The sequence below is a fragment of the Bacteroides sp. NSJ-39 genome (assembly GCF_014287315.1).
Classification (GTDB): Bacteria; Bacteroidota; Bacteroidia; order Bacteroidales; family Bacteroidaceae; genus Bacteroides; species Bacteroides finegoldii.
Genome location: NZ_JACOOB010000014.1, coordinates 75,337 through 99,707, shown reverse-complemented (window position 1 = coordinate 99,707; position 24,371 = coordinate 75,337). Strand labels below are relative to the sequence as shown.

Below are 24,371 nucleotides of genomic sequence, written 5' to 3'. Positions count from 1 at the left end.
TTGGATTATTTGCTAGTTTCACAGAAGTCCGTATCTTTGCACTGTGTTTTTCATAGTATTAGATTTAAGGTTAACAAAGGTTGGAGCAAGGCGTTGCTCCTTTTTTTATACCCATACCTCTTATGTAAGGTCATAATAAAACTCCCATGAGATGAAGCTCATGAGAGTTTTATTATATATTCTATCGTATAGGCTTTTATAACATCCTATCTTTCAGTACCTGTGGAAGTTCCGGCATTGCACCGCTTTGCGTACATACATAAGCGGAAGCTTCAACAGCCAGTTTATGAGCTTCGGGAACCGACTTACCATTGAGAATAGAAGCACAGAACGTTGCTGTAAAGGAATCACCGGCTCCCACCGTATCAGCTACGGGAACCCTCGGGGTCTCTTGGAAGGAAACAACTCCCGGAGTAAATACGTAACTTCCATTGATACCACAAGTCAGAATCAACATCTTCAGATTATACTTAGCTAACAAAATCCAGCATTTATCCTGCAAGTCAATACCCGGATAGCCAAACATACGGCTAATGGTCACTAATTCTTCGTCATTTATCTTCAACACGTTGCAACGCTGGCAGGACTCACGAATAACCTCTTTTGAATAAAAATCCTGTCGGAGATTAATATCAAAAATCTTCAATTGCCCGTCTATATCAGGCATTGTATCCAAAAAACGATTGATAGTAGCACGGCTCACCTCATTGCGTTGTGCCAATGATCCGAAGCAAACAGCACGTGTATTCAAAGCCAAACGTTTCAGTTCATCTGTAAAAGGAATATTGTCCCATGCAACCCCTTCCTTAATTTCATAACAAGGGACACCCTCATCATCCAACGTTACCTGCACCGTACCGGTAGGATAATCCACACGTTCAATCTGTGTTTTCAGTTTCTTTTCATTGAATACTCTCAGAATCTCATCTCCCAGTTCATCATTCCCCACGGCACTTACTACGCGGCTGTCAAAGCCAAACTGCGATACATGATAGGCAAAGTTTGCCGGAGCACCACCAATTTTCTTTCCTTCGGGCAACACATCCCAAAGTGCTTCGCCCATTCCTACAATTATATTATTCATGACTTACAGATTTTATTGTTTCCAAAGTTATTAATTTATTTTCTAATACGGAACGTATAAAACAAAAGATACATTACGCCCACCGTCATTACGGCTACCGCCCCACTCTGCCCCATTGCATCGGAGGCAACTCCCATAGCCAACGGAAACACTGTTCCTCCGAAAAGTCCCATAATCATCAAGCCGGAAACCTCATTCTTTTTCACCGGAAGATAGAGTAACGCCTGCGAGAAAATAACAGAGAATACATTGGAATTACCAAAACCAATCAATGCAATGCAGGCATAAATCATTGTCTTTTCATGAAAAACAAACAATCCGGCCATCGCTACCAACATCATCACCACACTAATGCCAAAGAAAGATTTTGCTGACATCTTGCGTAAAATAAACGATCCTAAGAAGCAGCCAGCCGTACGGAAGATAAAATAAAGGCTTGTAGCAAAAGCAGCGTCATCCAACCCCATGCCAAGACGTTCCATCAGAATCTTTGGAGCGGTAGTATTTGTACCTACATCAATACCGACATGGCACATGATACCAATAAAACAAAGCAGGATGAACGGTTTGCCAAGCAAAGCCAGACATTGTCCGAAAGTAGACGGTTTGCCTTCCTCTTTTTCTTCTTCAATCTGAGTAATATTGAGCAAGAGAATGGCAATGATCGCTACAATCATATAAATAGGGAATAACACGCGCCAGCCTAAATCAAAAGTCGGAATGACCTGCGTCGCTCCCCACATGGCGATGTAAGGAGCCAGAAAAGAAGCAATGGCTTTCACAAACTGACCGAAAGTCAGGCTACTTGCCAGACGGTCGCCACGTACGATATTGGAAAGCAACGGGTTCAAGGAAGTCTGCATCAACGCATTTCCTATTCCTAATAAAGAAAAAGAAATCAACATCAGCATATAGCTGTCACCAAAAACGGGTAGCAACAGAGAAGCGAAAGTCACAATCAAACTAAGCAATACGGTTTTCTTCTGACCAATGCGGCTCATCAGCATACCTGTAGGTACAGAGAATATCAAAAACCAGAAGAATACTAATGACGGAAAGATATTCGCCTGTGAGTCCGACAGACCAAGATCCGCCTTTACGTAATTGGAGGCAATGCCTACCAGGTCAACAAATCCCATGGCGAAGAAGCAAAGCATCACCGGGACTAGTTTGGAGAGGGAAGAGTTTTTACTGTTTTCCATTATTTTATCTTTTATACGATGAATTCTGTTTCCATAGGGCAATGTACATCACCCTAAAACAAAGAAGCGGGCAAAGAGCACATAGAGTAAGGAGAATGAGCTTATTTCTTCAACTTGTAAATCACAAACGAATCTACTTTATACGCTCCTCCTTTACTGTAAAAGTCGATATGAGTGTAAGGTTCCGATGGGAACACCTGATTAGTCATCACAAAACGTCCGCCATCGCCAAAGGCTTCCACACTGGATTTGTCGACAAACAGACGGAGTTTCAATTCGTCTTTTCCACTCTCAATAGCCGTCCAGGTCAACATTGGGAAGTTCTCATTGAAACCTACATCTCCGCTTTTGCGGCGGTCCATCGAAAATTTCTTTTCTTTCATGTCATATTGCATATCCACTTCTTCGCCTTTGTTATTGTAGAGACGGAAGCCGATTACATCCGCATGTTGATTTTCGATAGTCAGTTCTATTTCGTATGCACCCTCATTGCCGGCAATCATGTCTTTGATGATACGTGTTCCGTTCACTTTGAACGAGCGTTTCTTGGAGACGTCACGCAGTTTCAGCAGTTCGGGAGAGGGAGCAGACTGAAGATAAGTCTCGCCATCTACGGTGAACAGGCTCAAATCGCGAGGAACAGAGTTCGGGCTACGGTATTGAGAGGTAGGAACATCGTTTGCATATTGCCAGTTGCTCATCCATGCGATAGCAATGCGACGGTTGTCGGGAGCATCACTCCAAGTAACAGTGGCGTAATGGTCTTTTCCCCAGTCCATCCATTTGGTTTTGGAGGGTGATTCGTTTACAAATTCTTTTCCGTTGAACGTTCCGACAAAGTATTGAGTGGCCGAGTCACCGAAAGGACCGTCGCCCAAGCTGCAAAGTAACACCCATTTCTTTTCATTCGTACCTTCCACGGGAAGTTCAAATAAATCCGGACATTCCCAAACATTTCCGTGAGCACCTTGTCCCTTACCGAAACTGCTTTCAAAAGTCCAGTTTTTCAAATTGGGAGAAGAGAAAATCTGCATTTCCTGCCCTACGGCAAGTACCATAATCCAACGTTTTGTCCCTTCATACCAAAAGACTTTCGGATCGCGGAAATCGCGGGCTTCAGATACCAACACCGGATTATCCGCATACTTTGTAAAAGTACGTCCATTGTCGGTACTGTAAGCGATACTTTGCACCTGACGATCACCGTTCTGTGTATAGATAGCGATGATAGCACCTGCACCAAAACCAGCTGTATTATTATGATCCACCACAGCCGAACCACTGAAAATAGTGCCAAACGCATCCGGGGTTATAGCATCAGGCCGATGTTCCCAATTGATTAAGTCTTTACTGATAGCATGTCCCCAATTCATATTTCCCCATTTGGAACCGTATGGATTATGTTGATAAAACAAATGATATTCTCCGTCTTTATATACCATTCCGTTGGGATCATTCATCCATCCATAAAGAGGTGAGAAGTGATAAACAGGACGGAACTTTTCACGATTAGTTGTATCGAAGGTATCGGACAACTTCATTTCTCTACAGCAAGCGGTGTTATCCGGTGAAAGATTGACACGTACCGGATCATTTGAATTCATTTTGAATTTAAATGAAACCAACTTACCGGAATAATCGGAAAGGTCTACCGGAACAAAATAATCTACCTTGTTAATAGCCAGACGGACATCAAAGCTCTTCACTTCTTTGTTATCAGCAATCATACTGATACGTACGTCAGGCGATGCATCTTCTACCGGTAATAACAAGTATTTCTGAGTAGTATTGACACGCACCAAACAATGTCCTTCTCCTAAATCTTTTATTAAAAGAGAAGGATCTGCAGCTAAAGCCAGAAGCGAGATATTCATAAAAATGGAACAAATCAGAAGAGCCTGAAGTTTTCTCAAAGGTAAAAATACATTCATGTTTATGGTATTAAGGTTATTACTTATTATTAATAGTATCATATTTCTTGGTTGTTGCAATGCAAAGATAGGCGCAATGCATCGGAGCGCCTATCACATTTGTTTCAAACGCTATAAAAGATGTTACTTTCTCAATTAATAAGTACTCAATTTTATATCAGATACAGTCACTTCACCCTCAGTACAAAAAATAGCCCAAGGATTTTTAGCCAAATCATAAATACGGTTGGTGAAAGCATACCTTCCATTTATATAGACTACGCACACAGATTCTTCAGTATAGACCTCTATATGATATACATTGTCAGCAGCCGGAGTTATAGCACGTTCTGTTATAGCACCCGCATCATTCCATTCACCTGTTTTCTCATTTACTTCTACTTCTTTCAACTTCAGGAAATTATATTTATCTTCAATGAAAATACGCGCCTTTTCTGCCTTATCACTGCAATCGACAAATGAAAGTCCGAATACGGCTTCATTCTCTTCAGGGATTGTTGCAGTCATGGTTATTTTGTTCCGGTTTCTCAAACGGGCGAAGCGGACAAATGAATTTGCTTTCAATGTATAAGAAGAAGTGCTGACCGTTACATCCCCTACCTTCGTCTTTTCAGTCAATGTCACCGATTGGGAATATTTGGCGGAAATCGCTTGTGGAACATCCAAACTTAATGTTCCATCTCCGTTCTGAATCAATCTATGAGCGACCAATGCTCCTGCCCAATTTTTGGTACCTGTGGTTTTCTGCCCTTCACGTGTCGGACACCATCCCCAAAGATAACGATTTGTATCATCGCCCGCTGTTTTTCCAGCATAAAAACTAACTCCATCTAACCATCCTTCGTGGGGTACGAAAGTAGGGAACTGCCCATTCTCTACAGCTATTCCCTTCAATTCCTCCAAAGTCTGCGCATAGAAATATTGGACAACGGCCGGTTCATTTTTTGTTCCTTGTGAAGAATAAACCATATACCAATAACTTCCCATCTGAAAAACATCCGGACATTCATAGAAACGCCCCCAAATATTATTGAAGAACGGTTCCGGTTTTAAATCCCAATCATGCAAATTGGTAGAAGTAAACTCAATGATATATCCATCCCCATTTTTCAGAGCAGAAACTAACATCCTATAACATTGCGCAGTTGCATCATAAAAAACATATGGATCGCGGAATTCATTTTTATCATACCCTGCTTCTATTGGAGCCGATAAACGGAATGAACGGTCTTTAGTCCAGGTTTTACAATCTTTGGAAGTAGCCAACAATATTACTTCACGAGGTTCGGTAGCTTTATGTCCTGTATAAAAAGTATAATAAGTTTTCGTAGCCTCATCATAAACAGTACTTCCTGTCCCGATAGCCGGATCATCTTCTACTGCTGTTCCGCATGGTATTGCTTCGCGGAAAGAGATATAGTTTGCCACATCCGTAGTTGCCAATTCGTGGATAGGATGATAGATAGTAGAATTACCGTCACGATCATCCTGAAGGTAAAGAATACGAAACTCTTTACTTACCGGATCAAAAAAAGGCATTGGATCACCTACATAACCAACATAAGGTTTGTAATAAGTCGTATAATTGTTCGATTCCGTCGAACTAAAGAATGTTGTCGTTTCATTCAGATTTTTATCTGTGATTACCGGACTGTTATCATCGCTGCAAGCAGCAAACGATATTGACAGACACAATATTGAAGCCATTAATATCATAGTTTTCATAATTTGCTTTTCTTTATCAGATTATACTTTACTTGCTTAAGTAATCGAGTGCATTAGAGGTAAGCTTCTCGATATTACCACGATATTGATTATCTGATTGGTTTTCATCATACCAATCATAAGCTGCCATGCCAATACATATTACCTTTCCACTACTATTTCCTCCTATCTGGCGAGAAGGGAACTCAGCGATAGGCACTGCATTGTGATTGGAAACATCATACCCCAACTCTATTGCACCAGTTTGTTGTCTCCATCCTTCTATTCCCCAATAAGGTTCCCAATCTATACACCATTGAAATACCCAATTAAAAATATGATAACCTGTATTTATTAAATAAATATTAGAATTATCCTCAGTTACTAAGCCATCAAATATTTCATGAGAGATACCCTCTATTGAAAAGCCCCAAGGTTTTTCTGTAACAGTCTGAGAATCTTCACTCCTAAATTGATTATTAGGATCTCTACCATCCATAGAAATAGCCCACCGATCTTTTACAATATATCGTAAAGCTCCACGAGATAATAACAAATTTCCACCTGTCTGATAATAATTCTTAATATTATTCTTTGAATTCCAATTAAATCCATTATCATCATAGATAGGATTATCATCATGAATCCAAATGACTTTTATCTGTTCCGGATCAAGTTTCACTTTCGGGTTATCATCCCTCAAATCTGAATATGAAATATACCTTGCTCCCGGCATATTATCCAACATCCATTGAGCAGCGGCTTTTTCTTCATTATTAGTCAGTTCATCAATAGTTGCAGCAGTTCCGATAAATGCCATTGAAACAAAAGTTCTTACCTTTTCTACCTTCACCGTATAAGTGGCTGCATTCAAATGATTTGTAACCGTATATTCTTTAGGTGTAGTGAAATCCAATGTAGTGCCTGACAACGGGCTTACCGTAGCACCATCAGGAACAGTAACGACTGGAGACAAAGCGGTAATATCCATGTCTTCAAGTACATACACAACGATTTCCTTGTTTGTTTCATCAATTCTGCCCGCATACTCTCCTATCATAAATCCAGTAATCTGCGGCTTATCCAATTCTACGGAAATCGTATAATTCATAAATACATTTCCGTTTGTGACTTTTACCACTACAGGCATTGTAAAGTTAACAGGTTTACCACTTTCCAAATTCGCCGTAGCCCCTTCGGACAAAGTAAATACCGGAATTAAATTTGTCACATCTGTATTATCTTCCACATGTACTTTAATGCTTCTCGCCTGATTATCCTGCTCAACGATAAAGTTATCATAACCTTCGATATGGAAAGAAGTAATCCATGTATCACCATTCAAAGCCAACGATGTGTCATCATCATCACTACATCCAACTGCAGAAAGTAAAAGTGCAGCCAGTAACACCATATATATTTTATCTATCAAAGTCTTCATAATTCCCATTTATTATTTCTCCCAACCATTATTTTGCTGATACAAACCACCACTATAATTGATCTGCTTCTGAGGAATAGGCAGATATTCATTCTTTCCTGCTGTAAAATTTGCATCCGAATAATAAGAACGACGACTAGCTTCCGACGCATAATATTGATTCATCACTTTTGCCGCATCTCCCCAACGAACTAAATCAAAGAAGCGGCTTCCTTCCAATGCCAGTTCAAGACGACGTTCCCATTTCAGGTCTCTCATAGCAATGTCCCGATCAGTCCATTCGGCCATTGTATACGGTTCTACTTTAAAACTTGCCCCATAATCAAAAACAAGCGTAGTACTACGGGCTGCACGGTTACGTATCTCATTGACCAACGGCAATGCTTCCGACAAACGATTCAACTGAATCAATGCCTCGGCACGCATCAGCACTACATCTGCATAACGCAATACAATACGGTTCATCGAATTAGCAACAAACGGAGAATTCACTTTCTTCAGGCAAGAACAATCGGGGTCCACATTCTCTTTTAAAGATGAGTAAAGACCATAATATTCCTGTTCGTTACGTGTCCACGTCTTATCAAAAATATAGTTCACATTATACTTATAAGGAAATCCCGGAATCGCCACCGTGTGGAATAAACGGGGATCGTAGTTGCCTTGCACATCATAATTATCTTTCTCATTGTAAGTATCGAACATCGGCCTACCGTTTTCCGTGCGGAAAGCATTCACCAAGTTTTGGCTAGGCTTCTGAAAATCACAACACCCGAAGAATTGCGGAGCTGTCAACTCATTACCAAAGTTCAAGTTGCCATACATCGTATTATCATCCTGCGAATATTGGACAGCCCAAATAGATTCCTTTCCGTTCTCATATTGCGGCAGAAAATTATATGCAAAATCTTCTTCCAGACCAAAACCTCCGGCAGTCATGATAGCATTATCCGTATACGTAATTACAGCTTTCAAATCATCTTCATTAATTTCGGTCACTTCATTCTTTTCATTCTGGCGATAAGCTTTGTAAAGCATCACCTTTGCCAGATAGGCCGATGCAGCAGCCTGCGTAGGACGCCCTTTTTCCACTTGTGTATCGGGAAGATGATCATATGCAAACTTAAAGTCATCTGCTATCTTCTGCCAAAGTTGGTCGTTAGTATACTGGCGGTTAGAAATCTTGGTATAGTCCGAAGTAGGAATCGTTTCATCTACATAAACGATATGCTTGAACATCACTTTCAACAGAAACATATAATGACCACGTAAGAAACGCATCTCACCGATACGTTCATTCTTCTGCGGATAAGTATTTGCATCCATACCATCCAAAGATTTCAAAGCAGCATTGGCACGTGCCACCCCCGAATAAAGACGATACCAGATATCATCAAAAGCCCAATTGTCAGTAGTCATCCCCGTAGCAATCTCCAGAAAATGGAAATGCGAACCGTCTTCGGAGTTTGCCCCGCCTTTATAAGCCATCATCTGCACGGACATTTCCATACGGCCAAAGGCTGAAAGGACTGTTCATATCCTCACCGGACACCATGTGAGCGTAAGCAGCAATTACCAGATTGTCCACATTATCGGGACTAATCGTTTGTCCCTCGTCAGAACTTCCCTGTAAGTCTCTTTCCAAAAAGTCATTGCAACCGGTAGTACCGACCAACGAGGCTACCAACAGCAAAGAGGATATATATATATTCTTGATTTTCATAATTATCGTTATTTAATGAATTAAAAACCTATGTTGAAACCGAACGTAAGATTGAGAGGAATCGGATAACCGAAATTCGGATTTTCCGGATCCATACCGGTAAAGTTCTTACTTTTGATGGTCAGCAAATTTTGTGCGCTGAAATAGAATCGCAAACGTTCCATCTTTATTTTCTTCGAGATATCTGTCGGCAATGTATAACCTAATTGTAAATTCCGAAGTTTCAGATAAGAACCGTTTTCTACATAATAACTGGAAATTCTCTTTTCATTATTCAAGTCTTCCAAACAAACGGCAGGAATATCCGATCCCGGATTCTGCGGAGTCCATGCTCCCAACAGACGGGTGCCACGATTAGCATTCATATCGCCTACCGACCAGAAGTCGGTATTCTTCTTCACCTCATTGTAAACGTCCACTCCCTGCACACCTTGCCAAAACATAGTCAAATCAAAGTTCTTATATTCCAGATAGATATTGAGTCCATACGTGAAATCAGGATTCGGATTTCCGATCCAAGTCTGGTCCTTAGTATCAATAACACCATTATTATCCAAATCTTTATAGCGGATACGCCCTACGCCTTTTCCGGTCTGATCGGCATGATTGTCCACTTCTTCCTGTGACTTGAAAATGCCGTCGGCAATGTAACCGGCTCTCATATTAATAGAATGACCAATAATGTTCATCACCCCGTCACCACCGAAATCTCCGGTAGAAGCCACTTCACCCGGTACAAACAAAATCTTGTTCCGATACAAACCGAGGTTCGCGTTAATATCATAGCTAAGCCCGAAAGCCGTCTTATTGCGATAGCCCAAATTAAACTCAAAGCCCTTGTTTTCCATCGAACCGGCATTTCTCCACTGCCCGCCACCTTCTCCAAGAATACCGATGTAAGACGGTTTTATCAAAATATCCGTTGTTTTTTTATAGTAATATTCGGCAGAGCCATACAATGTCTGATTAAACAAACTGAAATCCATACCGACATTGGTTTGTGTAGTAGTTTCCCACTTGATATCGTCATTTCCAATCTGAGTACGCACAAATCCGGAAGGAAGCAAACTACCGCCGTTACTTCCGGTAATATCATAAGAAGTTCCATAAGTAGGAGGATTACCTGTACCGTATTTAGATTCGTAGATAGAATAGCGTGCGTAATTTTCAATATCCTGATTACCGGTTTGTCCCCAAGCCGCACGAATTTTCAAATCGTCAATCACATCTTTAGTTTTTTCCATAAAAGCCTCCTGACTAATACGCCATCCCAAAGAAACGGAAGGGAAAGTAGCATATTTATTATTGCTACCAAAACGGGAAGACCCGTCACGACGGAGGGTAAATGAAAGTAAATATTTATCAGCATACGAATAGTTCAGTTTTCCGAAGAAAGAAACTAGTGAGAAACCACCTGCTCCGCCACTTGCCTGTGACTGTCCTACTCCTGCGGAAGGATACATATAATCGGGAGTCAGAATCGCAAATCCTTCACGGTAAGCAGCAAAGTTTATGTCGTCTTCACGATTCAACTCCATACCTGCCATAACATCTCCACGATGTTTGCCAATCTCCAATTCGTAAGTGGCCACAGCATTCCACATCCATTTGGTGAAATGCTCCTGTTTCATCTCAACCGCATCCTTATCACTGTTCAGGAAACCGGTGTTGTAAGGAAGCGTAAAATTACGTTGATACTTCTGTGCATAGTCCAATCCAAAAGTGGAACGGATATTAAGTCCTTTCACCGGGTTCAGGTTTACATACGCATCACCGAACAAACGCCAATAAGTATATCGGTTGTTCCGATTATCATAAATTACACGAGCCACATTTTGGCGGTCGGGCATAGTACTGTTGGGACCTCCCCAATTCGTTCCATCCACAGTGTGTACGGGAATCATGGGAAGGGCAATCATGGCGTCACTCATGATATTCCCTGGAGCTTGGACTTCCGTCGTACGGTTCAGAGTGAAATGCTCACCGATAGTCAGAATATTATCTATCACCTTATAATCACTATTAATACGTGCAGAAATACGGTCGAAGTTTGTATATTCAATCAAACCGTCATTTTTATAATATCCCAGAGAAAAGAAATAATTACCTCTTTCCGTTCCATTACTCAACGAAAGATTGTATTGTTGAATAAAGCCGGTACGTGTGATTTCATCAAACCAGTCCGTATCACCTGTTGCTATTGTATTGGCATCATCAATAAATTTGGGAACATAGATGTTATCCAACACAGGATAGCCTTCAGCATTATATCCCCAATCATATTGATAACCGATAGAATTAGCATTCGGATTCTTACCACTGTTCACATTGGCTTGCCATAATGTACGCCCATATTGCTCAGTATTCATCATATCTAATTTAGACTGGTACATAGATGCGGAAACCGAAGCGTCGAAATTAATCTTAATCTGTCCTTTCCTACCTTGTTTAGTAGTAATGATGATAACACCATTTGCGGCACGCGAACCATAAATAGAAGCAGAAGCCGCATCTTTCAGAACCTGGATAGATTCAATATCATTTCCATTCAGTTCATGCATACCTGCTTTAGAAGGCACACCATCAATGATATAAAGAGGGTCGTTGTTGTTCAATGTACCGATACCACGAATACGAACAGTAGCCGTACCACTTGGATTACCATCAGCAGTAATATTCATACCGGGAACACGCCCTTGGAGTGCTTTTACCGGATTGTTTTCACCTTGTTTCTGAATTTCATCAACTTTTACCACAGATACCGCACCAGTCAAATCGGCTTTACGCTGAGTAGTATAACCTGTCACCACCACTTCATCCACCATTTGCGTATCTTCTTCCAATAAAACTTGGATAGAGGCAGCCGCTTTCACAGTCACGGGCTTATAACCGATATACGAAATCTTTAAAGTAGCATTAGTAGGAACAGAAAGCGTGAAGTTACCGTCAAAATCGGTAATCGTTCCATTAGTTGTGGATATAGTCTCAATGACGGAAGCGCCAATAATCGGCTGGCCATCCGTTTTGGAAGTAACGTTTCCTTTCACTGTTATGTTTTGCCCGCAGAGGGCTGACATGAGAGTAAACAGGAAACAAACGCTGCAAAGAAGTTTTTTGTTCTTCATAATACTGAGCATTAGTTTGATGTTATTAATTTAAAAGTACGAATTTTATCTTTATCGATGATGCAAATTACGGTTGATTTATATCAATCGACTAAAAAAAATGTTTCAAAGGCTGTAATATATGTTGCATAGAGTACTATTTGATGGATTATATTGAAAATACAAATGGTATTCCCCATCTTTATACATGAGTGCATTGACATAGTTTCTATGGTAACAAAGTATTCTTATATCAGAACTCAACAAAGTTTATAGACGAAGGCAAAGATAGGAGCTATCTTTGCCTTCGTCTATAAACTTTGTTTCAAATGATGTCAACCTTATTTTGAAAAAGCCCTACCGTAAAGCAATAAGCCTAAAAGCTTCTATTTACGGTAGGGTTTCTCATTGATTCTTATCCGAAATCTCTTATTGTATAAGACTTTTCAGTGCGGAGATTAAAAACTTTCAGTGCGAAAAACTTGGTACTTTTATGTAGCCGGGAAGTGGTCCCCTTATAACGTGACCATTGTCACCTTGTAAAGGGATAAATGGCACTTTATAGCGTGACAAATGTCACCTTATAAGACAACCACTCCTTTTCAAAAGGAGTAAAAATTATAAAGATACGAAATCTATCTATGAAAAGCAAGAGCAGGTATAATTAATCAGATATTAAACGATATTTCATCCTAATATTTACTATCTCCTCCTATTTTCAAGACACCCTTCCTTTTTATCACATGATAACGAAAACTACTTTAAGATAACGAACACTACAAATTTGCAGTGTTCTCCAAACGAATATCACTGGATGAAGCCCCTACCATAAAAGTAAACGAACCTTGCGGCACAACAAAACAGATCTGTTTTTCATCCCAATACCGAAGTTGCTCTTTATCAACCGTAATCTCTACTTTCTCCTGCCTTTAAAGCAATACGTCGGAAACCTTTCAACTGTTTGATAGCTTGCATACCACCTGCGACTTCCGGCAATTTAACATAAACTTGCGCCACTTCATCGCCAGCCCGCTTACCCGTATTCTTCAACGTGAATGATACATTCACCGTTTTTCCCGCATCAGTTACTTCCAGATTACTATATTTAAAAGTCGTATAACTAAGCCCGTAACCAAACGGATAGAGCACGTCTTTCTTAAAATACTGATAAGTACGTCCTTTGGTTATATCATAATCATCAAAGGGTGGAAGTTCCTCCAAAAACTTGTAATAAGTCAGCGGTAAACGACCCGCCGGATTATAGTCTCCAAACAAAACCTCTGCAACTGCCGTTCCTCCCTGTTCACCGGGATACCATGCGTTCACTATGACCGGCAAGTGCTTATAAAGAAGGTCCTCCGCAATCGGATACCACATATCCCTGAAATCCCCAATCCCGACGCAGCACCTTCTGCAAAAGCCAGGAATTCAGCGTACAAGGCACATTATTCAGCGCATTATAAGCAGTCATGAATGAATTGTGATCTTGACCTTTCATATTGCCCCACGAGAAACCTGGAAATACCAATGGAGCATAATCCACTTGATTCTTCTTTGCCCATTGGATATCCGCCTCTACCAATTTTTGAAATTTTGGATAAGTGTTTTCATTATAACGTCCTACGAACCAAGGCATCACGATATCGCATTTTCTGATAAGCTGATGAAGGTGGGGATCTGATTCTGTATCTCCTTTCAGTTCGCGCCATTGGGTAGGCACTCCAAGCATTACACTGAATCCTTGCAATTTTAAACTGTCAATAATACGCTCCGTCTCTTTCAGCCCATAACGTCGGTTATCATTAAATCCAACTCCCCATACGGTAACCAACGGTTTCCCATTATGATATAGATAAGAAGGATTCTTGACATGATCTTTTATAGAATATTGACGTGCGATTTCTGCAATATCTTTTAATAACAACCCTTCTTCTCCCGGCTTCATACCACTCAAGTCATACATCACACAGATAGCCCGTTCGTATTTATTTGCTGCCTTCATTGCCGAATTGAGGACTTTATTGAAATATTTCAATCCGCTTCCATTCCGAATTTCGGAAACAAAGCGTTGCATAAATACTCCATCCACCCCATATTGGTTCATCCACTTAAAATGAAGTTCGACTGTAGATTCGTCATAAGAAGAAAAGACTGATGCTGGTTTGCCATCCTCAAAAGTAAACTCTGTCTTATAGAGTTTTTTATATTCCGACACTTCCGGCCAGAAATCAATTGAACAGGAACCGGGACGAAAACCCTTCGGACCATTATAATGATGCCAGCCGCGGCCGGAGCCGTCATCAGGGGTATTGAACCACCCTTGATAACCGGCCATCACTAACCCCTTATAAGAGTTATATTGCCTGCCTCCACCTTTGGCTGTTATACCTACTGAAAACAATAAACAAAAAAACAACCAACTAAATCTTTTTACCATATTCCTTTGTTTTTCATGTTATATTAAAAGCTCTCCAATACTATTTTTCAGCAAAGTAAAGGAGCACCCCTTAATAAATCCCACTAAAAGGAATTAATAAAGACTTAAAATCGAATTAATCGGGAAAAAAAGTAGAAAAATAATGAGACAAAGCCTGTGCGCATGCGTATCCCTCTTCATAAAATTCCGTCAGTTTGCGCACATTCTTTTCAATACGGTCTACCACCACAGGCTTCAATGGGCGGATAACGATAATCTTTCCTTCGTCTTCCATACGCTCCACCATTTCCAATTGTTCATTATAAACAGCACAACGACGGCTCAACGCTTCACGTAACTTCGGATATTTCCGATAAACAAATGCCGGAATGCGAATATCCTTCGAATCTTTCCGATACCCCCTGTTACGGGTAAGTACAACGACATTATGTGTGCAACCATCCGCAATAGCCCGTTGCAGGGGAATGGAATCTACAATTCCTCCGTCGAGCATCGGTATACCGTCTACATAGGCAATAGGGCAAACAAAAGGCAGACTGCTGGAAGCACGAACGATATCGATCACTCGCTTTTTATCTTTCTTCTCTTCAAAGTAATTGGCCTCTCCCGTCACGCAATTCGTAGTCACCATCACAAAACGTTCGGATGAAGCAAAATAAGTTTCATAATCGTAAGGAAGGATATGCTCGGGGAACTCATTGAAAAGTAAATCGAAATCGAGAATGTTACGCTTCTTGAGTAAATACTTCAAACCGATATAGTTGTATTTCTCCAACAGGTCAATATTGCTGTATTTGGCACGTCCCCGTTGACGGGAAGCATACGACAACCCATTACACGCTCCTGCCGATACTCCTATCGTATAAGGAAAACGAATATTGTGATCCATCAGATAGTCGAGTACACCACAAGTAAACACACCGCGCATACCTCCGCCTTCCAATACCAATCCTATAGATTCATCTACTTTCAAATCTTTCATATCCTTACTCCCATTCTCGTTTTCACACTCTATGTTGCATAAACAAGTCTTTGTATTTTATTGCATATTTATGACAAATTCAAACAAAAAGGCTGATTGTTGGGCAAAAATAGCAAATATTTAAACAGATACTTGTTTTTTCGGTTCAATATATGTAACTTTAGGCTAGCTTAATTGTTTAAGGAGGAAAAATTTAAAAAGTCCTGCCCGCAGGCAAGCACCATGAGAATACAGTTTGAAATTAAAGAAAAGTTCCCGGAAATCATCGAAGAAATCATGAATTCCGAAAAATGGCAAACTTCCGTGAAGGAAGAACTTAGCGGTCGGACGACCGTTGTGATCCGTGACCAGGCGTATGGTTCAGAAGCCACTATTGAGATTTATGCTACGTCCATCGAAATCAAAACCGCATGGTCAAAGTACTCCTATCGCATATTCGTAACCAATGACATCGTATGGTGCGAATATAACGGAGCCTATCGTGGACTATTGGAACAAGTACTTCTGCCGACTATTACCCCCAAAGAGAGTTTGCTCAATTCCGATGTGACCGAAAGTTCACTTTATGGAAACGAGCCTAAGAAACTTAGAGAGTACGCAGAAGACAATCTGAAATTAAAACAATTCCGCCGGGACAACTTCAACGAACAGAAAAACGGAACTGCACCGTTCGACCATCCGAAACGTGTCTACGATGAATTCATTAAAGAAGATTACATAGTAACATCCAAAGATAAGGAAAAGAAAGAATAGCACACATCTAATGATGTATCTACCTATACCGCTTTGTTGTAACAGCAAAGCGGTATTTTCGTACCCCAATATACTAATATTCATTCTTTTTTTATACATATTAATTCAAACGGATGGTTATCAAAAGAGGAATCCTTATATTTGTAGCCAAAACAAATTTAATATTAATGTCATAAGAATGAAAAAGAGTATCCTTATCGCTGCTTTGGGCTTATTCAGCCTAAACATGACGGCACAAGACACAAAACCCGAAGAGGGCTTCGTTTTCACGACAGTGAAAGAAAATCCGATTACTTCCGTTAAGAACCAGAACCGTTCGAGCACCTGCTGGAGTTTCTCTACTCTTGGATTCGTAGAGTCCGAATTACTCCGGCTAGGAAAAGGTGAATATGACCTTTCTGAAATGTTCGTAGTACACAAAACGATGGAAGATCGTGGAGTGAATTATGTACGCTATCATGGCGACAGTTCTTTTTCACCGGGTGGAAGTTTCTATGATGTGATGTATTGTATTAAGAATTACGGTATCGTTCCGCAAGAAGTAATGCCGGGTATCATGTATGGCGATACTCTACCGGTGCACAATGAACTGGACGCAGTTGCCGAAGGATACATTAATGCAATAGCCAAAGGCAAGTTAAGCAAATTGACTCCGGTTTGGAAAAACGGTCTGACAGCTATTTATGATACATATTTGGGAGAATGTCCTGAGAAGTTCACTTACAAAGGAAAAGAATATACGCCGAAAAGTTTCGCCGAATCACTTGGTCTGAACTGCGATGACTATGTATCACTGACTTCTTATACTCATCATCCGTTCTATACTCAATTTGCCGTAGAAGTTCAGGATAATTGGCGTAACGGTCTGTCATACAACCTGCCAATCAATGAACTGATGGCTGTAATGGACAATGCCGTAAAGAAAGGATATACTTTTGCATGGGGTAGTGATGTCAGTGAACAAGGGTTCAGCCGCAACGGTACCGCCGTTATGCCGGATATCATCAAAGGAGCTGAACTTTCCGGTTCGGACATGGTCCGTTGGACAGGTATGACTCCTGCCGACAAACGCAGAGAATTGAGTAGCAAACCATCACCGGAAATGGAAATTACTCAAGAAATGCGTCAGGCTGCTTTTGATAACTGGGAAACAACAGATGACCACGGAATGCAAATCTATGGAATCGCCAAAGATCAGACAGGGAAAGAATATTTCATGGTAAAGAATTCTTGGGGAAAAGCCGGCAAATATAACGGTATCTGGTATGCCTCCAAAGCCTTTGTTGCTTATAAGACTATGAATATTCTAGTACACAAGGATGCGCTTCCTAAGGAAATTGCCAAGAAACTGGGTATCAAATAAGTCTGCCAGAAAATAGTATTAAAAAACATAACTGACTAATATAGGAAACGGTATCCCTACACAAATGTGCAGGAATACCGTTCTTTTATTTCATAATTACTTCTCTCTATATTCCTGTGGAGTCATCCCTACATGCTTCCGAAAATATTTATTGAAGAAAGACAAATTGCTAAAGCCTAACGAGAATGCTATTTCTTTCACCGGTAAACGGGTAGATTTTAATTGTGCCTTAGCATTCATTATTATCATACCTGTAATAATCACCAACGGACTATGCCCACTTGCCTTTCGAATTGTACTGGAGAAATGTGCCGGTGTCACTCCGCATTTATCGGCATAGAAAGCAACTTCATGCTCTTTTGTGTAATTCGCCATTAATATTTGAACAAATTGCCGATATAACTCATGTTCACGTTTGAGAGGTTCATTCACTACTGTTTGTTGTCGACTATACAACTCTTTCACTCCTTGAAAAAAGATAGTAAGAATAGAACGAAGGATTTCTTTATTTTCCAATGTATTAGGCAAAGAATAAGCCCTGATTAATAAGCTATAAGCATTACGATACAAAGTTGCAATTTCTTCCGGTAAAGGAACAACCGGAGTATTCAGTATGTTTGGCAATAAGCCCAACAACGAATCGACATAATTCACTGAAGCGACAAACTCAGAAGAAAATCCGGCAAAGCAAACACGGGTATCCGAAGATACTTCATGTATTTGGATAAATGAATTAGGAAGAAGAGTGATAAAGTCATTTCGACGAATGACTACCTCCAACAAATTTATGGTGGCACGAACAGTTCCCTCCGTACAAAGTATAAAAAGCCCGGCTTTTATCTGACAGGGAAATCGACTATACATATTTAATATATCACCAGTAATACTATCGTCCGCTATAAAATCAATAGGAAGATCAAATTTAGGAAGATTACCATCTATTATCATAACCAAAAAAAATTAAGTTGCCCAAAGATAGTTTTTCTTTTGAGACCTTTGTTATAGCACATTAAGAATAGAACAACATATCTAACAAATAGAACATCTATTTAATATTTCATTAGATTATACGAATTAAAATAGCAAATATAGAACATTGAATCCCAAATATGGAGCTTGATAGCGAATAAACATTAAACGACCTTTGCAGAGTTTTAATTAATATTCTAATAAAAACTAAAAGAGAATGAAAACTTCTAAGAAACTATTTTATGTCGCCTGTATGGCTTTACTCTTGGTTTCCTGCGAAAAAACCTACAACGACAAACTCTTTTGGCCGGGAGAAATCAGCCAGGAATATGGTTCGTATATCAAGCCATACACTTTAGACCTAACCTACAGCGGAGAGAAATTGGCTGGAAAAACAGTCAACTTTAAAACGGAAGACAGTGAGACAGGAACACTGACATTAAACAATGTAATTCCGGGAGAAAACACAACTCCAATCAATGATGTGCAATTGAATGAAAGTGGAGAAAAAGATGCATATACATTCAATGGGACGAGCGTTACGGAAACTGGGGCTGAAGTTAAATATAGCGGTAGAATCACACCGAAAGCTATGCAATTGTCGCTTGAGGTGACGATGGCTCATTACGGTTCTGTTGCGAATACATACGTATTCCCCGCCTACTCACACACAACAACCGAAGAAGTAACAGTACGCAATAGTGGAGCTAGTTATGTAAACATAACAGTAAAAGAAGAAAGCGAGTCGATAAAACCGATCATCCTACAAATAAAACAGATGGCAACCAATGTTTTAGACGTACTTTTCCCTTATATATTGAAAGATTTAACGTTAGAGAGAAATGGGCTTGTTACTGCCAATTATACTACCAGTTCCATAAACTTTGATGAAATTATAGAGATTGCTAATGCAAATAAAACAGACGCAGAGTTTAAAAGCCTGCTTCGACAACGTACCTATGTTCCTTCCCCTATAGGATTAGCTTATTGGAATCAAACAGATGATAATTCATTTGTATTACAATTAAACATACCCGCCATCATCTCCCTTATCACTCAAAATAATGGACAAGAAATAGATAATCAACTCATCATCGGTATTGGCGAAGCACTTATCAAATCTGATCCAGTACGATTGAAGCTAGCATTAAGCGCTCTCAATACTGTTCTGAACAATCAAATACTGACGTATATTTTAAAGGTAGACGATGCCACTTTCACTATGCTAATGTCATGGCTAAAGAATGGTATTCCAATGGAAATCAGCCAAACAACAAAGGATCATACCTATATCTATTTCAATAAAGAAAGTCTTACACCGTTCGTCAATATCATTTCGTCATTATTGAAAATGGATTTAAAAGAAGTTACCACATTATTAGACAAAATGGAAATAGGAGTCGATCTCACTATTCAACAATAATTAATCTTAACCATCAAAAAGAAAGAACAATGAAAAAGATATCTATTTTAATGACAAGCTTCCTTGTCATAACGCTCAGTTTACTGACATCTTGTGATAATGATCATTACGGACCGGCTCCGGTAGATGTGACAGCTAATTATTCAAACAAGCTGTCAAATCCCAATCCAAACTTAATTCTTACCTATAATGGAGAAACAATGATTGGAAAATCTGTAGACTTTAGTACTGTAACCGGAGAAACAGCTATTGTTACTCTTTATGATATTTTACCGGGAGAGAAAGAATTAAAAATGGTATCCATCCCCCTTTCTGGAGATGAGGAAGGATATTCTTTTTCCGGAAATGGAATGGGAGAGAACACTTTAACCTCCTTTAGATACGAAGGGCGTGTCACAAAAGGGCAGTTAACATTAAATATATCCAATCTTCAAATGGGTAATGCTGAGTTATGGGCAAACACCTACAAACTACCTACAGTTATTAACGGTATCAAAAGGATTGTAGTGGGGGATATATGGGGAGATGAATATACATGGCAAGAAGTTGATGGACAAGTTTTAAATGCATCATGCTATTTTTATGCAGACATAGAAGCTTCAGAAAGCGGAGCCACAACTCAGACATGGGGTAATGCAATTCAAAACATTTTAAGCTATATCTTACCACAAGTTTTACAAGATATAACTTTAAGAGCAGATGGAAATATAACAGCCTCCTATTCTAATGAACCACTATCAGGACTAGATATGGAAACTATTTTTGGCTTTCTCTCAGTTCCACTGACACAAGATATGATCACTCCTCATATTGCTAATCGCAAATACATTCCATCTCCTAAAGGGTTTGCCAACTGGCATCAGAAAAATGACAAGTTTATATTAAAATTAAACTTAGCCAATATAATTTCTCAAATAGCTAGCGACAAGCATATAGATGCAAATATAATTAATGCAATCATTGATGCTATCTCTCAAATGGATCCGATGAAATTGAAAGAGCTACTAACTACCCTTAATCAAAGTCTAAACAACGACACACTTGGATTTCTGATCAATATCAATGATACCTCTTTCAAAGCACTTTTTAATTGGTTAACTACAGGAATTCCAATGCTTGTTACCTCAAAAGAGGGGCACACTCATATTTATTTAGATAAAGAAGAATTTACTCCTATAGCTAAATTACTTCCAGACTTGAGTCCATTAGTAATTAGTATGCTTCCAGAGGATATGCAAGCATTAGGAAGCATAATCTCTGCGTTTTTAGATGGAATTTCGAAAGCTTTCCTTTCGCCCCAAAAAATCGAATTTGGTTTAGAGCTTGTACAAAGCAATAAAAAATAAGAAAAATGAAAAAACTACATATCCTAACTTTATTAATTAGTCTTATTGGATTGGGGAATAGTTTTGCCCAAACCCTTAAAGGACATATATACGATGCAAAGACCAATGAACCATTGGTAGGAGCAGCCGTCACTTATAAGCTTCACGGCAATCAGGGAGTAGTATCCAACATCAACGGAGAATATGAAATCAAACTTCCAGAAGGAGGAGTTGACCTTGTTTTCAGTTATGTAGGTTATGAAGATGTGCTAATGCCTATTGTGATCAATAAACGTGAAATTGTCACCAAAGACGTCTATATGAAAGAAAGCACCAAGCTACTGGAAGAAGTAGTGGTCAGTGCAGGACGTTTTGAGCAGAAGTTGAGCGATGTTACCGTCTCTATGGATGTAGTCAAATCAGGAGATATTGCCCGCCAGGCACCGACAGATATCTCCTCTACCCTCCGTACACTTCCCGGAGTAGATATTGTAGACAAACAGCCTTCCATGCGTGGTGGTAGCGGATGGACCTACGGAGTAGGTGCACGTAGCCAAATTCTAGTAGACGGAATGAGTACACTCAACCCTAAAACCGGAGAAATAAATTGGAACACCGTACCTCTAGAAAATGTAGAACAAGTGGAAGTGATAAAAGGAGCTTCTTCGGTACTATATGGTTCGTCAGCACTGAATGGTATTATCAATATCCGTACCGCCCGGCCGGGACTAACGCCGAAAACCAGGTTCAGTGCTTACGTTGGTGTATATGGTGATGCAGAAAATGATGAATATCAATGGAGCGACAAGAGCTTTTGGAAAGAAGATAAATACGCAGTGAAACCTATCTTGCGTGGAAGCCTTCTTAGTGGTGTACGCAATCCTATTTACGAAGGATTCGACCTTTCCCACTCCCGCCGTATCGGTAATTTCGACGTTAGCGGAGGTATTAATCTCTTCACCGACGAAGGATATCGCGAACAAGGATACAACAAACGTTTCCGGATGGGTGGGAGCCTGACCTATCATCAGCCGGATATGGGTATGAAACTATTGAACTATGGATTCAATGTTGACTTCCTGTCCAACCAATATGGAGATTTCTTTATCTGGCGTTCACCGACAGAAGTATACAAGCCATCTCCTTTCACCAATATGGGACGTGAAGAAAATAACTTCCATATCGACCCGTTCATCAACTATGTGAATCCGGAGAACGGTACATCACATAAAATTAAAGGCCGCTTCTATTATAGTGCCGACAACATTATACGACCTACCAACGGAGCCTCCATTACCGATATTCTAGGGAATATGGGAACCGATGCCCAAACAATACAAAATATAGCAGGAGGTGATTACAGTTCACTTTATCCGGCATTAGTTGGCATTGGTTCAGGACTTATCAATGGAAACCTGGAAGATGCAATGAATGGAATATTCACTTCATTAGGAAATATATTCCCGAATGCAACAACTGCCGACTATTGCGACTTAATCTCATGGAGTATGGATCACGGGCTGCCCGCTGATTTAGACAAACTGATACAAGATGGCAAATTGCCCAGTGATCTCGTTCCTTGGCTATCTAATGTTATTAATCCGTCACGCATTAATCCGAAAACACAGACGGACAAGAATTTCGACTATTACCTCGACTACCAATTTAATAAAAAATGGAACAGTGGTGCACAAGTCACTACGGGGGTTACATTCGAACATATCTGCTATGATTCTGCCGTAATGGATGAGATATATAAAAGTGACAACATCGCTGCTTTCCTGCAATATGACCAACGTTTTTGGGACCGTCTGAGCGTATCGGCCGGTGTACGTGCCGAATACTACCGCGTAAACAACCATCACCGAGAGGCGGAAACAAAAATATTCGGAACAAAGGTCCCCTTCCGTCCTGTTTTCCGTGCCGGATTAAATTACCAATTGGCTGATTACAGTTTTATCCGTGCCAGCTTCGGACAGGGATACCGCAACCCGTCTATCAATGAAAAATACCTGCGTAAAGATATCGGTGGAGTCGGTATCTATCCTAATCTGGACATCAAACCGGAAAAGGGATTTAATGCGGAATTAGGATTCAAACAGGGATATAAAGTCGGCAATCTGCAAGGATTTGTAGACCTTGCAGGATTCTATACGCAATATAAAGATATGGTTGAATTCCAGTTCGGTTTATTCAACAATGCCAACTATACGATGATCAACAGTATTGGCGATGCCATTCAGATGTTATCAGACGGTAAAGGCTTTGGAATCGGTGCCCAATTTCATAATGTATCGAAAGCACAAATCTACGGTATTGAAATCTCTACAAACGGTGTGTACAACTTCAATAAAAATACAAAACTATTCTATAACTTAGGATATGTATATACCGAACCTCGTGATGCTGATTATCAGGAACGCAATGCCGTAGAAGGACTTTATACCGACCCGTTACAGATGAAGGAGAAATCAAATACGGGAAAATATCTGAAATACCGTCCTAAACATAGCTTTAAAGCTACGGTAGATTTCCAGTGGAAGCGTATCAACGTAGGTGCCAACATTGCATGGAAGAGTAAAATTCTCGCAGTAGACTATTTGATGATGGACGAACGTGATAAACAGCAGAAAGATCTGATGGACTATGTACGCGGTATTCTCTTCGGCTATTCAAAAGGCGAGACACTGGCTACTTACTGGAAAAAGCACAATACGGATTATGCTACCGTCGACCTGCGTTTTGGAGTAAAAGCAACCAAAGAAGTAGCGTTCCAATTTATGGTAAATAACCTATTGAACAAAGAATACAGCTATCGTCCTATGGCGGTTGCCGCTCCACGCACTTTCGTACTGAAAATGGATGTCACTTTCTAAATGACTATTAAGATTTATAATTGATTACGAAACGGCTGCATAATGCAGTCGTTT

At 40.0% G+C, this 24,371-nt stretch carries 14 protein-coding genes and 3 pseudogenes; 5 read left to right on the top strand and 12 right to left on the bottom strand.

All coding sequences use genetic code 11. The features are described from left to right. Nucleotides 1–196: 196 nt before the first annotated feature. The 11 genes and pseudogenes from H8S63_RS15125 to H8S63_RS15075 form a co-directional block, all read right to left on the bottom strand. On the bottom strand, nucleotides 197–1,084 hold the full coding sequence (locus H8S63_RS15125; RefSeq protein ID WP_007748309.1) for a carbohydrate kinase: 888 nt from the start codon (nucleotides 1,082–1,084) through the stop codon (nucleotides 197–199). Between the two features lie 35 nt (nucleotides 1,085–1,119). Then, nucleotides 1,120–2,286 carry an MFS transporter gene (locus H8S63_RS15120; RefSeq protein WP_186927260.1) on the bottom strand — a complete coding sequence of 389 codons (1,167 nt, stop codon included), beginning with the start codon at nucleotides 2,284–2,286 and terminating at the stop codon, nucleotides 1,120–1,122. 101 nt (nucleotides 2,287–2,387) lie between these two features. Beyond that, the gene (locus H8S63_RS15115) at nucleotides 2,388–4,217 is read right to left on the bottom strand and encodes a DUF4980 domain-containing protein (protein ID WP_186927259.1); all 1,830 of its coding nucleotides are present in this window, start codon (nucleotides 4,215–4,217) and stop codon (nucleotides 2,388–2,390) included. 135 nt (nucleotides 4,218–4,352) lie between these two features. Then, complete coding sequence (locus H8S63_RS15110) at nucleotides 4,353–5,942, bottom strand: glycoside hydrolase family 32 protein (protein ID WP_186927258.1); 1,590 nt, start codon at nucleotides 5,940–5,942, stop codon at nucleotides 4,353–4,355. Nucleotides 5,943–5,970: 28 nt separating this feature from the next. Continuing rightward, on the bottom strand, nucleotides 5,971–7,362 hold the full coding sequence (locus tag H8S63_RS15105; RefSeq protein WP_186927257.1) for a DUF4960 domain-containing protein: 1,392 nt from the start codon (nucleotides 7,360–7,362) through the stop codon (nucleotides 5,971–5,973). A 12-nt stretch (nucleotides 7,363–7,374) separates the two neighbouring features. Further along, a pseudogene (locus tag H8S63_RS15100) lies at nucleotides 7,375–9,085 on the bottom strand (RagB/SusD family nutrient uptake outer membrane protein). A gap of 20 nt (nucleotides 9,086–9,105) precedes the next feature. After that, nucleotides 9,106–12,210 carry a TonB-dependent receptor gene (locus H8S63_RS15095; protein ID WP_186927256.1) on the bottom strand — a complete coding sequence of 1,035 codons (3,105 nt, stop codon included), beginning with the start codon at nucleotides 12,208–12,210 and terminating at the stop codon, nucleotides 9,106–9,108. A gap of 114 nt (nucleotides 12,211–12,324) precedes the next feature. Then, a pseudogene (locus H8S63_RS20395) lies at nucleotides 12,325–12,417 on the bottom strand (hypothetical protein); the annotation flags it as partial. A gap of 548 nt (nucleotides 12,418–12,965) precedes the next feature. After that, nucleotides 12,966–13,530, bottom strand: a pseudogene (locus H8S63_RS15085) (glycoside hydrolase family 3 C-terminal domain-containing protein); the annotation flags it as partial. A 1-nt stretch (nucleotide 13,531) separates the two neighbouring features. Continuing rightward, complete coding sequence (locus tag H8S63_RS15080; RefSeq protein ID WP_186927254.1) at nucleotides 13,532–14,626, bottom strand: glycoside hydrolase family 71/99-like protein; 1,095 nt, start codon at nucleotides 14,624–14,626, stop codon at nucleotides 13,532–13,534. Between the two features lie 115 nt (nucleotides 14,627–14,741). Continuing rightward, nucleotides 14,742–15,608 carry a patatin family protein gene (locus H8S63_RS15075; RefSeq protein ID WP_186927253.1) on the bottom strand — a complete coding sequence of 289 codons (867 nt, stop codon included), beginning with the start codon at nucleotides 15,606–15,608 and terminating at the stop codon, nucleotides 14,742–14,744. 222 nt (nucleotides 15,609–15,830) lie between these two features. On the opposite strand from H8S63_RS15075, the gene H8S63_RS15070 reads away from it, so the two are divergent. After that, complete coding sequence (locus H8S63_RS15070; protein WP_022275916.1) at nucleotides 15,831–16,361, top strand: hypothetical protein; 531 nt, start codon at nucleotides 15,831–15,833, stop codon at nucleotides 16,359–16,361. A 178-nt stretch (nucleotides 16,362–16,539) separates the two neighbouring features. After that, on the top strand, nucleotides 16,540–17,724 hold the full coding sequence (locus H8S63_RS15065; RefSeq protein ID WP_186927252.1) for an aminopeptidase C: 1,185 nt from the start codon (nucleotides 16,540–16,542) through the stop codon (nucleotides 17,722–17,724). A gap of 96 nt (nucleotides 17,725–17,820) precedes the next feature. Here H8S63_RS15065 and H8S63_RS15060 read toward each other — a convergent pair whose 3' ends face one another. Then, entirely contained in the window at nucleotides 17,821–18,672 is an 852-nt protein-coding gene (locus H8S63_RS15060) for an AraC family transcriptional regulator (RefSeq protein ID WP_186927251.1), read from the bottom strand. A 238-nt stretch (nucleotides 18,673–18,910) separates the two neighbouring features. Between H8S63_RS15060 and H8S63_RS15055 the strand changes: the two genes are divergently transcribed. The 3 genes from H8S63_RS15055 to H8S63_RS15045 are packed head-to-tail and all read left to right on the top strand — an operon-like array spanning nucleotide 18,911 to nucleotide 24,317. Then, the gene (locus H8S63_RS15055; protein ID WP_186927250.1) at nucleotides 18,911–20,116 is read left to right on the top strand and encodes a DUF4925 domain-containing protein; all 1,206 of its coding nucleotides are present in this window, start codon (nucleotides 18,911–18,913) and stop codon (nucleotides 20,114–20,116) included. Nucleotides 20,117–20,145: 29 nt separating this feature from the next. Next, nucleotides 20,146–21,462: a DUF4925 domain-containing protein gene (locus tag H8S63_RS15050; protein ID WP_007748455.1), complete on the top strand. Its 1,317-nt coding sequence runs from the start codon at nucleotides 20,146–20,148 to the stop codon at nucleotides 21,460–21,462. A gap of 5 nt (nucleotides 21,463–21,467) precedes the next feature. Next, nucleotides 21,468–24,317 (top strand): TonB-dependent receptor, encoded by a 2,850-nt coding sequence (locus H8S63_RS15045; protein ID WP_186927249.1) that lies wholly within the window; start codon nucleotides 21,468–21,470, stop codon nucleotides 24,315–24,317. Nucleotides 24,318–24,371 lie beyond the last annotated feature (54 nt).

What these genes read in the sequence shown, in the direction of transcription:
- H8S63_RS15065 (WP_186927252.1), top strand. Translation starts at nt 16,540, where the DNA reads ATGAAAAAGAGTATCCTTATCGCTGCTTTGGGCTTATTCAGCCTAAAC.
- H8S63_RS15120 (WP_186927260.1), bottom strand. Translation starts at nt 2,286, where the DNA reads ATGGAAAACAGTAAAAACTCTTCCCTCTCCAAACTAGTCCCGGTGATG.
- H8S63_RS15050 (WP_007748455.1), top strand. Translation starts at nt 20,146, where the DNA reads ATGAAAAAGATATCTATTTTAATGACAAGCTTCCTTGTCATAACGCTC.
- H8S63_RS15105 (WP_186927257.1), bottom strand. Translation starts at nt 7,362, where the DNA reads ATGAAGACTTTGATAGATAAAATATATATGGTGTTACTGGCTGCACTT.
- H8S63_RS15045 (WP_186927249.1), top strand. Translation starts at nt 21,468, where the DNA reads ATGAAAAAACTACATATCCTAACTTTATTAATTAGTCTTATTGGATTG.
- H8S63_RS15060 (WP_186927251.1), bottom strand. Translation starts at nt 18,672, where the DNA reads ATGATAATAGATGGTAATCTTCCTAAATTTGATCTTCCTATTGATTTT.
- H8S63_RS15125 (WP_007748309.1), bottom strand. Translation starts at nt 1,084, where the DNA reads ATGAATAATATAATTGTAGGAATGGGCGAAGCACTTTGGGATGTGTTG.
- H8S63_RS15070 (WP_022275916.1), top strand. Translation starts at nt 15,831, where the DNA reads ATGAGAATACAGTTTGAAATTAAAGAAAAGTTCCCGGAAATCATCGAA.
- H8S63_RS15095 (WP_186927256.1), bottom strand. Translation starts at nt 12,210, where the DNA reads ATGAAGAACAAAAAACTTCTTTGCAGCGTTTGTTTCCTGTTTACTCTC.
- H8S63_RS15080 (WP_186927254.1), bottom strand. Translation starts at nt 14,626, where the DNA reads ATGGTAAAAAGATTTAGTTGGTTGTTTTTTTGTTTATTGTTTTCAGTA.
- H8S63_RS15055 (WP_186927250.1), top strand. Translation starts at nt 18,911, where the DNA reads ATGAAAACTTCTAAGAAACTATTTTATGTCGCCTGTATGGCTTTACTC.
- H8S63_RS15115 (WP_186927259.1), bottom strand. Translation starts at nt 4,217, where the DNA reads ATGAATGTATTTTTACCTTTGAGAAAACTTCAGGCTCTTCTGATTTGT.
- H8S63_RS15075 (WP_186927253.1), bottom strand. Translation starts at nt 15,608, where the DNA reads ATGAAAGATTTGAAAGTAGATGAATCTATAGGATTGGTATTGGAAGGC.
- H8S63_RS15110 (WP_186927258.1), bottom strand. Translation starts at nt 5,942, where the DNA reads ATGAAAACTATGATATTAATGGCTTCAATATTGTGTCTGTCAATATCG.